At 56.3% G+C, this 14,999-nt stretch carries 11 protein-coding genes; 6 read left to right on the plus strand and 5 right to left on the minus strand.

From position 1 onward, the window contains the following. Positions 1 to 118: 118 nt before the first annotated feature. The 6 genes from DA915_RS27090 to DA915_RS27115 all read left to right on the plus strand — a co-directional run bounded on the left by DA915_RS27090 (position 119) and on the right by DA915_RS27115 (position 9,680). The gene (locus DA915_RS27090) at positions 119 to 3,571 is read left to right on the plus strand and encodes a serine/threonine-protein kinase (protein ID WP_107677846.1); all 3,453 of its coding nucleotides are present in this window, start codon (positions 119 to 121) and stop codon (positions 3,569 to 3,571) included. After that, positions 3,568 to 5,040, plus strand: a complete 1,473-nt coding sequence (locus DA915_RS27095) for a hypothetical protein (protein ID WP_107677847.1) — start codon at positions 3,568 to 3,570, stop codon at positions 5,038 to 5,040. Before DA915_RS27090 ends, DA915_RS27095 begins: the two co-directional genes overlap by 4 nt. Further along, complete coding sequence (locus tag DA915_RS27100) at positions 5,030 to 5,812, plus strand: PP2C family serine/threonine-protein phosphatase (RefSeq protein ID WP_107677848.1); 783 nt, start codon at positions 5,030 to 5,032, stop codon at positions 5,810 to 5,812. Before DA915_RS27095 ends, DA915_RS27100 begins: the two co-directional genes overlap by 11 nt. A 312-nt stretch (positions 5,813 to 6,124) precedes the next feature. After that, on the plus strand, positions 6,125 to 6,874 hold the full coding sequence (locus DA915_RS27105) for a hypothetical protein (RefSeq protein ID WP_107677849.1): 750 nt from the start codon (positions 6,125 to 6,127) through the stop codon (positions 6,872 to 6,874). Positions 6,875 to 7,443: 569 nt separating this feature from the next. Next, positions 7,444 to 8,592: a site-specific integrase gene (locus DA915_RS27110; protein ID WP_192886674.1), complete on the plus strand. Its 1,149-nt coding sequence runs from the start codon at positions 7,444 to 7,446 to the stop codon at positions 8,590 to 8,592. A gap of 50 nt (positions 8,593 to 8,642) precedes the next feature. After that, a complete protein-coding gene (locus DA915_RS27115) occupies positions 8,643 to 9,680 on the plus strand; it encodes a hypothetical protein (RefSeq protein ID WP_107677850.1) in 1,038 nt (345 codons plus the stop codon). A 750-nt stretch (positions 9,681 to 10,430) separates the two neighbouring features. Here the strand turns inward: DA915_RS27115 and DA915_RS27120 are convergent. The 5 genes from DA915_RS27120 to repC form a co-directional block, all read right to left on the minus strand. After that, on the minus strand, positions 10,431 to 11,024 hold the full coding sequence (locus tag DA915_RS27120; RefSeq protein WP_107677851.1) for a recombinase family protein: 594 nt from the start codon (positions 11,022 to 11,024) through the stop codon (positions 10,431 to 10,433). Between the two features lie 218 nt (positions 11,025 to 11,242). Continuing rightward, positions 11,243 to 12,190, minus strand: coding sequence for an NADP-dependent oxidoreductase (locus DA915_RS27125; RefSeq protein WP_244600797.1), 948 nt, complete (start codon positions 12,188 to 12,190; stop codon positions 11,243 to 11,245). Between the two features lie 351 nt (positions 12,191 to 12,541). Further along, positions 12,542 to 12,790, minus strand: a complete 249-nt coding sequence (locus tag DA915_RS28755) for a hypothetical protein (protein ID WP_153064603.1) — start codon at positions 12,788 to 12,790, stop codon at positions 12,542 to 12,544. 388 nt (positions 12,791 to 13,178) lie between these two features. Then, positions 13,179 to 13,307: a hypothetical protein gene (locus DA915_RS29415; RefSeq protein ID WP_256387739.1), complete on the minus strand. Its 129-nt coding sequence runs from the start codon at positions 13,305 to 13,307 to the stop codon at positions 13,179 to 13,181. 351 nt (positions 13,308 to 13,658) lie between these two features. Then, positions 13,659 to 14,903 (minus strand): plasmid replication protein RepC, encoded by a 1,245-nt coding sequence (gene repC / locus DA915_RS27145; RefSeq protein WP_107677854.1) that lies wholly within the window; start codon positions 14,901 to 14,903, stop codon positions 13,659 to 13,661. Positions 14,904 to 14,999 lie beyond the last annotated feature (96 nt).

Raw genomic sequence — 14,999 nt, forward strand, 5'->3', positions numbered from 1 at the left:
TTCCCATTCGATGCGTATAGGCGCTAACGCTTACTTTTCACGATTAGTTCTTTTCAAATCCCTAAACTTATGGTCGCATCTCTGCGCCACAATCGATCTGCACGCCTAGGAAGAGCCCGTGACCGCCGAACCTGTTGCCGCCCCCACCATATTGAGCAATCGCTTTGTCTTGATTGATGAATTGCGGGAAGGAGGGATGGGCTCGATTCAGAAGTCATTTGACGCCAAGAATCAGACGAACGTAGCAATCAAGCGCATGCTTCTCCAAGGTGATCCGGAGCGGCAAAAGACTTCCTTTCAGCGCGAGGCAGACGCACTCGGGAAGCTTCAGCATCCAAACATAGTTTCTCTGGTCCAAGTCGACCAAGATGCTGAGGGTCGGTGGTACCTTGCCCTTGAATGGCTTGAGGAGACGATCGAAGCCTATGTTCTCAGGAAAGGCGCCATTCCATGGAACAAATTCTACACCACCATTGGCAAACCAGTCCTAGACGCGCTTGAGTTTGCACAGACACGGCATCAGATCGCCCATCGCGATCTAAACCCCCGCAACATCATGATGACGGACAAGGAGGAACCTAAGATCACGGATTACGGGATATCGAAGGTGTTCGGACGCGATCCCTGGATGCCCGTCGCTGGAAAGACCTTCGTTGACGCGCGGACACCCGGTTTCTCTCCTCTAGAGGCTGATGACGGCATTCATACTTATGGACGTGACTGTTTCGGCTTCGCGGCCGTCGCAGTCTATTGTCTCGTTGGGCGTAGAATCGAGGGGGACGCCGATCTCGGTGTCGCCCTACACGAGGCCGCGGTTCCCGATGGTATTAGAGATATTCTTGAAAAGGCGCTTTCAGAGGATCGGCGAAGCCGGCCCCGGGATGCAAAGCAGCTAAGGCTCGACATCGAGGCTGCGGAAGCGCGCCGGGCCGAGGATATCGGCTACAAATACGCCTGCTTTCTGGATTTAACGCCGATGGCCGAAGAATTATTAGCTGAAGAAACAGCTCTCGACGATGGTAGCGCCGTCCGGAACTTTATCCTCGAAGAGCTCAACGACGTTCATGGGCTGGCTCTGCATCGATATGGAGACCAAGAGCTGTCCAAAGCCAGCATCGACATATTCGGATCGTCATGGCGTTTTCGCGGGCGCATCGGCGGGCGCGACAAGGACACGATCGAGATCTACGATTGCCGCGAACTGGACGTTTCCACCGCCTCTTTAAAGCGCGAGCACACACTACGGCTGCCACTTCAATTTTCCTTCACACCAGCAAAGGACGCGCTGATAGCGAACAGCATCTTGGAGGAGATTTGGCAGCGCGTTTCAGATCATGATCGGCGCCGAATTGAGGGGCTGCAGGCCGCAAGGAACGAAAGAATCTTCAAAGCATGGAAAGGCTACTTGCGCGATCGGGTCCGCTTCGAAATAGAACGATCGGCAGTCATGCATTTCACTAGCCGGAAGATTGATGGAAACAAGGTCACCTTCACCCTCGACAGCGCAGCATCTGTAGACAGTGTGGGAGAGGAGCGCCTCGTTCGGGTTGCAGGGCGCCATGTTTTCGGAACGGTGCAAAAGGTTATCCTGGATCAGGTCGTATTCGAGGTTCAACGCGGTGTCCCTGATCTCATCCCTCGTCGCGGTGAACTGCTTTTGAACACTGTGGCCGCGGAGCGGTCATTGGCCAATCAAAACAATGCCATTGACGGGATCATGTACGGTCGCGCAGTTAATGAACGCCTGAAAACCATCCTTCTTGACCCATCGCAAGCTAGACCGCCGAGTGTTATTGATCAGAAGCAACTCGCAGCGTCGAAGCTCGAAGGAGAAAAACTTGCTGTCTTGAAACAAGCGCTCGGCACGAACGAGGTGCTTGCTATCGCGGGGCCCCCTGGCACCGGCAAAACGGATCTCATTTCCGAAATCGTCGTTCGATGGCTGGCCATGAACCCCGGTAAACGAATTTTGCTCTCCTCCCAAACCCACACGGCACTCGATGAGGCCATTGAAAGGATCGCCGGATTAGTTGGTGATGGGGAGGAGATCGTTCGCATTGGACGGCCCGATGATGAGCGAATTAGCGATTTTTCCAAGCGCCTTCTTCTGGAAGAGAAGGTTAATACCTGGGCGGCGCAGGTAAGGGCCAAGGCGGAACAGAATCTGACCGAATGGGCAGTGGTGCGAGGCGTCAACCCTGATCTGGTCCGGCTTGGCATGCTCGTCGAAAGGCTCGTGCAAACGATTGAGCGGCGGCAGGACGTGGAGCTTCTGCTTGAAGACGCAGAGCGACGGATAGATACGGCTGAAGAGGTTCTGGAAGGTCGTCATCGTCGCGACCAGATCGATCATGAACTCGAAGAGAAAACCATCGTTCTGGGTGACGAGATCACGCTCTTTAAAAACACAAGAAGAGCGTTACGCACCGAAGAGCGAGCAATTCGCGAACAACTTCAATCCTCTGTAGATATGGGACCCGGTATCGCAGACCTACAAAATCCCGAAGAGCTCAGAGAATGGCAAGGCCTCTACCTCCAGGGGTCTCCCGTAATAGAGTCGTGTAAGGACCGCCTTAAACTCTTGGAGGGGTGGCTGCTAAAGGTCGGGAAAACTGGCGATTTCAATGCGGCCGTGGTGAATGATGCGCGTGTGATCGCAGGAACCTGTGTCGGCGTCGCTGGCGTTCGGGGTATCGAAGATGTCCAGTTCGATCTGTGCATTGTCGACGAGGCATCCAAGGCGACTGCTACCGAAATTCTAATTCCAATGTCGAAGAGCAAGCGATGGATCGTTGTGGGCGATCCAGAACAACTGCCGCCGTTCTTCGAGGATTTCGGAGAGGAGTTGCTTGAGCAGTTTGACGAGGAAGTGGACATTCGCCCAACGATTTTGGACCGCTTCCTCAAGGGGTCGACCGCTTTGCCGACCGCGAACCGAGCGGAGATGCGCGTCCAACATCGAATGATTGCGCCTATTGGCGAGCTTGTTAGCCACTGCTTTTACGACGGCAAACTCAAGAGCCCGATCGAGTCACACGGACTGGATCTGTCGGCAAAACTGCCGGCACCCCTGATCTGGTACACGACGTCTGGAGAAAAGAGGCGCGAAGAGCAACGTCACGCGAGCACGTTCGACAACGCACTCGAAGCTGACTGGATAAAGCGAATTCTTAGTGACCTTCAGGCGGCCATGGAACAGAGCGGTGCGAAGATTACTGTCGCCGTCATTGCCGGCTATTCCCGCCAGGTCGGCCGGCTGAATTTGATGACGAAAAAGAACAGTACAAATTGGCCAAACCTCAGCATCGTTTGCAACACAGTCGATGCTTTCCAGGGTAAGCAGGCCGACGTCTGCATTTATTCCGTCGTTCGATCAAATCCCCGGAAGCAATTCGGTTTTCTTCGGGAAAAGCCACGACTGAATGTGGCGCTGTCGCGGGCCAAGTCAGCCTTAATCATCGTCGGCGATCATCTGTTTTGCCAAACCGCTAAAGCGCCAAATCCGTTCCGGAAAGTGATCGACTGGGTGGAGGCCCATCCAGGTAAATGTCATCTGGGGCCGCTACAATGATGTCCACTCAGCGCGCAGTTCGTGAATTTGGTCTCCGTCCGGGCTTCGACTTGGTCGATGTGCAGAAATGCGGGCTTCCCGTCTTTCGTCTCACTGTGGAGGCTATCACGCTCCGTCGGCAGAACTTGCCCACGATCCAAGAATTCATCTTGAAATCACTCATGATCGAGGATGCGGCGGCAATCGAGATCGCAGCGATTTTGGGCTTGGCAGCGAGACACGTAGAGGAGAACCTCACACGACTGATGATCGAGCAACTGGTATCCGAAAGTACCGATCCACTTACTAAAGTGAGATATCGTCTGACCGACCTCGGAAAGGAACGGCTTGAGAGCGGCCTGAGCAGGCCCCAGGACGAAACCCTGGTATTCGACTATGATCTTCTTCTCCAATCCCCCGTAAAGCTCACGGATGCACAGGTTGAGAGCGCGAAAGAGGCGCGGATGGATGGAACCATACTCCTGCCTCCGGCAACGTTAGATCCTCCCATCGTGCAAACGCTCCCTCTTAATACGCTTGGCCAGGCGGTTCGAAGGATCGGGGGTAAGGAGTTCCAGAAGCAGATCCTGGGCCTGCGTCGTACCTTGCGGTCCCAGATGATGTTCCGACCCGCGACAGGTCTTTTGTTCCGCAATCGTCAGTCCGGGGATCTCGAACTGGGACTTGTCGTGGATGACAAGTTGAGCGAGCGCCATGAAATTGAGTTTTCCAGAACCGGTGGGTTGAAAAAGGCTGGCTTCATCAAAGGAAGTTGGTCCGAGGACACCAGTCGTATCAGAACATTTCTCGGGCCTAGCGCTTGGGCAAAGGTAGTAGACGAGCAGGCGGAGGTTATTCAGTCGAAGCTCAAAGAGCTTGCGAAAGAGAGAGCCGAGCTGGTCGAAATGCATGAACGAAAGCGACGGAGCCGCGAGAAGCTCAAGGCCCATCACCTTCAGACGGTTGAGGATATTGATCGGCAGATCGCTGCCACCAGAGCGCAACTCGACGCATTTCCGCTTCGCTCAGTTAGTCCACCTGAGGTGACGATCCTGCTTCGAGACGCGCTAGAGCATACGGAGAGTGAATTGATCTTCAGCATCGACACAATCAAACAAGAGGGAATGTCTCGCCAAATCGTAGGCCAGCTCTGCAAATTGGCCGAGCGAGCCTCTGTGGAAATCAGGGCCAACCACCCGATCGACGCCATGCCAATCGGCGAAAAGGGGAAATTCGAACCAGGCGTCCAGCTATGGTCGGTTGCTAGCCTCAACCGCCGGCTGACTCTGTCGGAGCGGGGATCAGAGCTCCACGGGCTATCGATACTCGTGAAAGATCGGAGGTTCGCAATCATTGCGGCGGGGTCAATTCTAAAACCAGCGGATCGACGACCACATCTTCGAGTCCGGGCAGCCTATGTGACGAGCGATGTTGGTATTATAGAGCTTGTGCGTCAAAAGCTGGAGAATGGAGCGCTGATTGTCGTTTGATATCGCAAAACTGACCATCTCCGCCGCGACCCATAGAGGCTTTACGCGCGATGGGAACGAAGACAGCTTTCTCGTCGATCACCGCGTTGGAGGGGGCGATTTCGACCAGATGAAGACAGAATTAGCAGTGACAACGGACGCGCTTGTCCTTGCAATCGCCGACGGCTTGGGCGGGCATAAGGCCGGTGAGGTCGCGAGCCGTTATGCAGTGACACAGATTGCGGACAAGCTCGCCGAAGTAGATTTCAGTGATGATGCCTCGGTGTCAGAACTTCTCAATTCTATCAGCCGGGGTCTTCACCAGCAGATGTTAGAAGCGCCCGCCCTTCTGGGAATGGGGACGACGATCGTTATGGCGATCGTAACCGCGCAGTCGCTGACGTTTATCAATGTTGGTGATAGCCGAGGCTACCTGATCGACGAAAGCGGCCTGCGACAAACCACCTATGACGATGTCCCACCACACCCCTCGAACGTGGTACAACGAACGGGGGCGATCACCCAAGCCCTCGGAGGAATCTCACCAAGAACGCGAGTCATTCCTCACGTTCATCGCAGAGGCTTGCCGGAAGGAGACTGGTCTATTATCCTTTGTTCTGACGGAGTGTCGGATTTTGTGTCTTCGGAAGAAATAGCAAGCATAGGCCGATCAGGCCCCGCCGATGCGATGACGCTAGTCGATGGTTCTCTGCGCGCTGGCGGGGAAGACAATATCTCCGCGATCGTCGTCCGGTGCTCATGGCATAAGCCCACGAACACATTGGTCAGGTGATGATCAGGAGCTTCTACTTTGATGTAAACGGCAACACGGGAAATCGGTACAAGGTAGGAGCACACGCTTAGTTCGGCGGCCGATGCGTGTTTCCCGTGATATCAACCTCGCCCGGCACGCTTTTCGCGTCAGTCTCACCCTGACACTGGGCTTTGAGGGGCCCTCTCCTACTCGCCGGGCAGCCAGCAGATTAAAATCAGTCAAACAGTCTTTCAACTCACATCGCTTCGACTAAAATTGGGAAGTCATTCTCACTTCCAGGAACAGCCCCGCGAGAAAGTCGAGGCGCAACGAGGCGGAAGGCAATCTGCAATGCACGACAATCAAAGGGAGACGAAGCCTGCGGCCGACGCACTGGATTTCCTTCAGTGCCCGGAAACCTTGCATCCTGATCTGCAGCCGCATCTGCGGGATGGTCCAGCTGGAAAAATGCTGCACCACCCGCTTCTCATCAATGTCATGACGCTGCCCGGTCACCACAAGGTCGACAACATGATGTACCTGCATCGCAGGCAAGCAGCGGAGCAGTCCTGGCATGAACAAAACTGGACCCGCTATGTCGTCCTGCATGAGCGCCCCTATCGCGCCGAGGCGTTGCAGCGCGTCCTGTCTGCTGGCGACCTTTCTTTTGACCAACCGGCCACCTGGCAACTGATAAAAGCCATCTGGATCGACAGCGAGAACGTACACGAGCACGAGCAGTTTTGGGCCACCACCTGGAATAAAGCCACGACTACGCTGACGCTCGACGGCAGGGAACAGGCAGCCTTCGACGACCTGCCCGACATGGTGCCGGTGTGGCACGGGATGGAAAGGGAGGACGGCAGGACACTCGGACTGTCATGGACGACGGACAAGGGCGTCGCAGAATGGTTCGCGCAACGGTTTGCCCGCTTTAATCGTCGGCCGGCGTCCATCGCGGCCGGGCTGGTGCACAAACAGCATGTTAAGGCGTTTTTGTTGAGCAGAGGCGAGCACGAAATCATCGCCTTCCCCGACACGGTCGATCACGTCGTCGTGGAACTGTGCACAAGCACAGGCGTTCGGCCCGCAAGATCATAGGAGATTGCCCTTCTCCGTGCTGAAGCCGCGGCCATGGCTGCCGGCGGGCGGGCGGACCTCCCGGAATGTGGATACCCGGAAACATTTTTTGGGCGGTGCTGTGTTCGCCTCGACGTCCACGGCTGAGGTCGACAAACACCTTCTCCTCGATGCGATCCGCACCTTCGTCCGGCAGCTCTGAACCAGCCTCCTATGGCGGATGATGGTGGGCAGGACTCCCCTGCCAATATCAAGTCATCAGGTTAAATCTGCGATCAAGATTTTCAGCTTACGGCTTCCATCGAAATCCGGAAATGAAAACCACACCGAATACGCCGCGAACCCGGCCCTCGGTCGGCGCTGTGAGCGCTTTGCCAAGGTAGCAACTCATTGAATTTATGCCTATCTGGCCGCTTAAAGAAAGCTAATATGAACTTTAGTTTCATTACTGGGCAGTTAACTATGTTGCGCTTCTAACCATCGATAAGTACCAATTATCGATGGTAGTTGATTTCGCGGCGTAAATCGACGAAAATCGGGGCAAATTACGGTGCCAGCGGCCGCCGAGACCCGCGATTCTGGAGCTTATCGTGCTTAATCCGAAGACATCACACACGTCCGTCGAGCGGCGCGCCGAGGAACTCGATACCATCGCGTCCGTTTTGCCGCTCGAACGCCGCGACGAGCTTGCCGAGCTATTGACCGATGACGACATCGAGACGCTGCGGCATCTCGTTAATCAGGGCATGGGCGACAATACGCTAAGGGCCCTGACGTCCGATCTTGCCTACCTGGAGGCCTGGGGTCTCGCTGCCACCGGACAGTCCCTGCCCTGGCCGGCGCCCGAGGCGTTGCTGCTCAAATTCGTAGCCCATCATCTGTGGGATCCGGAAAAGCGCGCAAGTGACCCCAACCACGGCATGCCCGATGATGTCGACAAAAATCTAAGGCGTCAGGGTTTCCTGAAATCCGTCGGCCCGCACGCGCCTGACACGGTACGGCGCCGGCTGGCCAGCTGGTCGACATTGAGTAAGTGGCGCGGCCTTACGGGTGCCTTCGCCTCCCCTGCTCTTAAGTCAGCCATTCGTCTGGCCGTGCGCGCCGTTCCGCGAACCCGTGCGCGCAAGAGCGCAAAGGCCGTCACTGGCGACGTTCTGGCAAAGCTGCTGGCGACGTGCGAGTCAGACAGCCTGCGCGATCTACGCGACAAAGCAATCCTGATGGTCGCCTTTGCTTCCGGCGGCCGTCGACGCAGCGAGATCGCCAGGCTACGCGTCGAGCAGCTGACAGTCGAGCCACCGATCGAGGTGAACGACGGTCCTCCCCTCCCCTCACTTGCCATCCATCTTGGTCGAACCAAAACGACGACAGGCGAGCAGGACGATGTCGTCTATCTCACAGGCCGACCTGTCGAGGCGCTGAACGCCTGGCTGGCGGCCGCAAAGATCGAAAAGGGCAGCTTGTTTCGGGGAATTGGGCGATGGGGCACCGTTTCGCGGCGTGCGCTCGATCCGCAGTCGGTCAATGCGATCCTGAAGCAGCGGGCACAGATGGCCGGGCTAGACAGTGGGGAGTTTTCGGCGCACGGGTTACGGTCGGGATATTTGACGGAGGCCGCCAATCGCGGAATTCCCCTTCTCGAGGCGATGGAGCAGTCCAGACACCGGTCGATGCAGCAGGCTTCCAGCTACTATAACAACGCTACACGGCGAAGCGGCAGGGCTGCGCGGTTGCTTTAACGAGGTATATAAAGAAACAAAAAAGGTTCATTCGATCAAAGGACTCCAAGATGACGTTAGTCGCAGGGATCAGTGTCGGCGGAATGCCCGCCTTTATAGGTGATTTGCTCCTTTCCTGGCGTCTGCCCTCAAGCATCGACATTCCCACGCTCAAGGATCCCGGTGTGGTTCCAGGTCTTGACCGCGACTATGGTGCGGGTTTGGAGCAGAAGCTTGTCATCATTCGATCCTATCTTATAGTGGCATGGGCAGGCCTGCATTCCGAGGCAATGCGTATTATTAAAGAACTCGACGCTGTACTCCCCACCGAAGGCTCCCTAAACAACCCTGAGCCAATCTTCCGGATTCTTGACACCTGCTGTGAAGGCGTAGAAATGATCGCATTGTTGGCATGGGAGGATCAGATTTTTCCATTTTGCGTCAGGACCTGCGGATTCGAACTGGAAGACAAACGTATTTATCTGCTTGGGACGGGTGCAACTGATTTCTTTGCATTCCTCAAAGACAATCCCGATCTGGTGCCGTCATCGGAAACCGCCGACGGTCAGTTAGCCCGTGCCTCAATGCTTCGTTTCGCAGCACGCTCTATGGCAATGCAGCTGGGGTTGGGGACGGGCTTTGAGAATTCTTGGGGCGGTGGCTTCGAGGTAGCGTATCCCACTAGGGACGGCTTTAAGAAAGTCGACCGGTTGCTGTTTCGCGCGTGGTTTCTTCCGGAAACTGGCGAGTACAAGAATTCGGGTCGATCATTTTTTCTCAGATATGTTGGAGAGGATCTCTATATCAGCGCCTTCAATCCCGAGGAGAAGACGTATCTGATAAAATCGCCAATTGGACAGACGATCGCGCCGGCTGCGGAAGAGTACATTTCGCCGGACTGGACACTGGACCTTTTCGTCGCACATACCGGGCAAATTATTGAGTTGGCACGGTATCAACCTCGTCAACGTTCGGTCAGCGATGCAATGCAGTTTGCGGACGGTGTATTGATCGGTTGGTCTTGGGACAAGGATTACGTCGACGCGATCGCTGACAAGGCTAGGAAAGCCATTGCCTCAGGTTCCCGCTTCGAGGTGCAGAGATATTAAAAATTAATCCGTGTGTTTGCCATTTTGCATCGCCCTGGCATACCACCGCCCAATACAGGTCGACTCCCAGAAGGAGACGCTGTTGGTTACGTCACCGAGAATGACGTTCGTTAGGCCAAATCGATTCGCGTCGCCAGACCATCATGCGTGTTCGCGACAATGTTTCAGCATCCGTTCAACATTCTCTAAAATATGACAACGAGACGTAAGTCAAAATTGGTCGAACGATCGTTGCTATCCGATCTGACCACAACTTTTCTATAGCCGACAGATGATTTTGCAGGTCAGCGAAAAGGATTCATGCTTCGTTCAACACCCGCCAAACGATCTTAAGGGCACTATCAGGCAACATTATATGAACGGTGGTCTAGGAACCTACATCGGGTCTCTAACGAGCAGTCTTAGGTGTCGAGCTTGCGGCAACAAGAATGGCAACGGCTGGATTATCGGACAACTGCCACGATAGTTTAAAGCTCCCAGGCACAGTTTTTCGTCAAACTGTGCCTGTCGCGAGCAAACTCATTTCACTACGCACTCCCAAAACTCAAGGTCTGCGGGATCTGTCGGGTGGTCTAAAGTCTCCAAATATTCCGAGCCTTCTTCGGTCTCGACAAACCTCTCCAATTCTCGAACGCATTCACGAACAGCCTTTAGCTTTGGGCTACTCCATTGATAATCGCCAAACTGATCGATAATTTTCTACTGGTGCGCGGAGTTGGGGTCGGAACAAGATTTGCAGAAAATCGTACGCTAAGCTCGAACGGACTGTGAACCTTCATCGCGGACGCGCATGATGGTCTGGCGGCTAGTCCTGAATTTCTTGGCGATGGCCGAAACACTCATCTCTTTTGCAAGATCGTCACGCACGCCTTGCTTTTGTTCATCGTTGAGCGTCGAGGGACGGCCAAGGGTCTTGCCTTCAGACTTTGCACGTTTCAGGCCAGATTGCGTCCGTTCGATCAGCAAATCACGCTCGAACTGCGCTACGGCATTGAGCACCTGCATGGTCATAATACCAGAGGAACTGGTGAGGTCTGCGCCACCGAGTGCGAGACAATAGACCTTCACGCCCATTTCCCCGAGCGCCTTGACGGTGGTGCTGACGTCGATCGCATCACGGCCGAGCCGATCGAGTTTGGTGACGATTAAAATGTCGCCGGCTTCCAGACGGTCCATAAGCCGGGAAAAGCCGCGGCGCTGCGCGATGGCGGTGCTGCCGGAAATCGTCTCGGTGACGATCCGGCGCGGCTCGATCTGGAAGCCGGCGGTCTCGATTTCCTGAATCTGGTTTTCGGTGGTCTGTCCGGTTGTCGAGACGCGGACATAGGCAAAGGTGCGCGGCATGGCGTCAATTTCGTCCGAATAGGCTGTCCGAAATATCCATTCTGTTCGAAACCCTGTCAAGATAATTTGTGGACAGGGTGTTTTGCCCCTGTACGCAATCGACCGTTTCCGGACAGAGGCTTGAGCCAGCAGCCCATGTTGTAAGAACCTGTTCAAAGTCTTTTGAGGCCGCAGCGAACTGATGCCCGCATCCGTTCGCGGGCAGCTCAGGGCCGCTCTCAGCGGACCTTCACCACGACCTTGCCTTTGGCACGCCCCTGCTCGACATAGGCGAGAGCCTCTGCGGTCTGGTCCAGCGTGAACGATCGGTCGACGACGGGACGGATCGCCCCCTTCTCCACCAGCACCGTGATCTGGCCCAGCTGCTTGCCTTCTGCGCGCATGAAGACGAACGCATAGTTGACGCCACGCGCCTTGGCCTTCCTTCGAATGCCGAAGCTCAGCAGGCGCAGCACCTGCTTCACCGGCCAGGGGAATCCTCGCTCGGCAGCGAAGGCGGGCGTGGGCGGCCCGGAGATCGAGATGAGGTGCCCGCCGGGCTTGAGCACCTGCAGCGACTTGTGCAGTTCATCGCTGCCGAGGCTGTTCAGCACCACGTCGTAGTCACGCAGTTCAGTGGCGAAGTCCTGCTTCTTGTAGTCGATGACCACATCGGCGCCCAAGGCCTTGACCCAATCGACGTTTGCCGTGCTCGTGTTCGTGGCGACCCAGGCCCCAAGGTGCTTGGCCAACTGGATCGCGATGCTGCCAACCCCACCTGAGCCCGCTTGAATGAACACCTTCTGCCCCTTCTTCAGCTTGGCCGTCTCGACCAAGACCTGCCAGGCTGTCAGCGCCACGAGCGGCAGCGAAGCCGCTTCGCCCATGTCGATGTTGGCGGGCTTGCGAGCCACCGACGTGGCCTTGACCGCGATCAGCTCTGCGAACGTGCCAATGCGGTCGTCGTCGGGACGGGCATAGACCTCGTCACCCACATTGAAGTCTCGAACGAGACGGCCGACCCGCACGACGGTGCCGGCCACGTCGTTGCCGAGGATGAGCGGCATGCGGTAGGGAAGGACGCCGCGCTTGAACTCCCCGGTTCTGATCTTGATGTCCAGCACGTTCACGCTGGCGGCGTGGACCTGGATCAGCACGTCGTCGTCGTGCACACCCGGTTCAGGCATGTCGGAAGCGGTACGGTCGGTGTGCGGGAACTCTCGCGTAGATTGGGCCGGGACGTCAAGCGTGTTCATGAAGACGCTGCGGCATTGGTCGAATTGGGACTGATCGAAAAGGACGAGCGCGGCGCACTGAACTGCCCGTTCTCGAATATCCATGTGGATATGGTCATGGCTCCCACACGAAGGGTGGCGTGAGGCAAGCCGCGCCTGATTGAAGCCGGTCGGCCCGAATGAGGTTGTCAAAGGGGCGAGAGGCCCCCCTTCGGCCCTCTCGCTCGCGCTCCCCTGCCCGCCCGATTTACCCCCTCACGGTAGCGATGATGCTCCCGGCTTCCCGAGGCGCGAAGACGTAGTTCAGAGCTGATAATCCAAACGATGGCATGTCGTCTGCTCGTCCAGATGGTTCCGGTTGAACATGGCGTTCCCCAGACGGTTCGTCAGAGAGCGAACAGTTTCGCGCCTGACATCGATGGCGCACTCAAAATCGGCGTATTGATCAAGGTCATGATGGAAACCAGCCGCGCCGCCCAGCACGAATTTCCCCTGACTGAGGTCATTCCTCGCGAAACAAATTTTAGCCTGCCAGCGGCGCTTCGCTGACACTACGCTTCTGCGGGTGCAGCCCCCGCGACAAATGCCTCGCATTTGCGCTGACTGTCTACCGGCCGCTCGATCGTGACCATCGGCAACGCAAACCAAGGAGATACTACCATGGCCGATCCCGTCAACTTCATCCGCTTCAACGCAGACAAACACGCTCACCGGCAACATCGCGTCCGTCGCCTACGACATCGATATCGTCGGTGGAGAGTTCGACAGCACCAGCGAGCCTTGATCGCCGTAATTCCCCGGGCGACGTCGTCCTCGGCCTCTCGCTCGCTTTCGATCCTGCCGGGGCGACAAACAGATCTTGAGTGCGGCTGAGGACGCAATCTGGTGAGCGTGTCGTCGGACGTTTGCCGTGAGCTTCATGGTTTTCGAAATGGTCCAACTAGCGGTATCCACCCCGTACCATCTGGAGATAGGCAAAGCGGTCGCCGCCGAGGCCGGTCATGACTTTCGCAACGTAGTCCTTCAGTGTGTGGCAGTATCCACCCGCACAAAACAATCGTTCTGTCATCCACGTGTCGTGAGCTGAGATGGTGACTCATCTGGATATCAGCCTCGTTTGCCCATTTTTGCACAGCTGGATCACTGGGCCCTCGCCCTGAACAGCATTTCGGTGTTCTCCGGCGCCCGACAGAGGATCAAGCTGCGCCTGGTGGGCACGTGGCCGCTGAACTGCTCGACGTCAATGTGCTTTTCCTTCGCTTTCTACATCGCCGAAAGTCCTCTCAGAACGGCCGCTCAGCGCCAGTAAGTCGCTGTTTAAAAAACAAAAATCATGAAAAAAAACGGCTGACAAGTCACTTCATCCCAAAGGGCGGAGGGCAGATATCCAGCGGCTGTCGGCCGCCACGTGGTGCCAACATCACGCAGTCCTTCGAATTCCCTGGTCATTTGCCTTCATAAGAGCCATCAGCATTGGCCCGAGTGAAAACTCCCCGCGCTCAGAGCGCCTGGTGAGATCCCGCAGATATCCTCCGGCGGACGTTATCAAACTGGATCGCTCGAGAATGCAGGCCATCGCCACTGCGGCATTTTCGGGTCCCATGACGTTGCATGCCTCCTCGTAGGCTGAGGGGCTGACGCCGAGCATTGAGCGCACAACGACAGCCGCCTTCATGAGCTCGCGCCAGTGCTCAACGCGCCCGCCGGGCCCGTAATCAGTTATCTGCGGGCAGGCACGAAGGACCATTCCGAGCGGAAACGCCTTGATCGGATCATGTTTCGTCTTCTGTCGCCCGTTCTTTTCATTCCTCGTCAGAGCTTTGTCTACCAAGTTTCCGCCCTGCTCTTTTTCGGAGCTAGGTTCAAGTTCATTTATGGATTCGGTATTTGAATTCTGTATGTGCCGGTCATCTTGAACGTCATTGCCGTGCATTTCTTCAGTTTTTAGCTGCACTTCCAGGGTGTTGAGCACATCCTCCCGTAGGAGTTCCATTTCATCGAGCGCAATTTCCACCTCGGAACGGTTCGGGCAGCGAGGGAGGCGTGCGAGAATGCTGACATATTCGGATTCCGCCCGTTCCCAGTTGCCGGCAGCACCCTCTTCCACGGCGGCCGAGATCAACTTGCGCACATCGCGACGGCATATCGTCAGGGCTTCCTTTGCGCGGCGGAAGCGGGCGAGTTCGGCGGCAACGTCCTGCGCCATCAAAGCGAGCTCCGAGGCACGAACCAGTAACGGTGTCAGGTCAAACCCGTAGGCCTGTTCGACCTCGCCATCCCGGCCGCGGTGCGCATAGCGTTTGCCGTTCGGGCTGTCGCGCCGCAGAATAAGGCCAGCATCGACAAGTGCAGCGAGTTGCCGGCGCAGTGTCGACTCGGTGATTCCGTGGGCACGCACGGACAATTGGGCGTTAGATGGGAAAACGACCAGCCCTTGACCCGGATCGAGTTCCAAGTGAGGGTAAAACGTCAGAAGGGCGTCAAGAACGGCAAGTGCACGGTCTTGGATCCCCAGGCGTTCCCGTGCCTCACACACGTCTCTGAAGACTTTCCACTTTTCGATCCTCGTGTCCGGCTGTGGATTTTCGATCGCCATCTGGCCTCGTACCAGGGCAAGCGACATCGGCCGCCGCCCAAAAGGCGTCGTCACATGTCCCGTCTGCATTTTTCTCTCACCTTTCTTCAGGCAAAAGAAATCCGCTCACCAAACTGGCGCCAAGACTCTTGACTGTGATTCCGGGAAATGCGATTCTCGATCCTG

This window comes from Agrobacterium sp. LAD9, assembly GCF_003031125.1.
Lineage (GTDB): Bacteria > Pseudomonadota > Alphaproteobacteria > Rhizobiales > Rhizobiaceae > Agrobacterium > Agrobacterium radiobacter.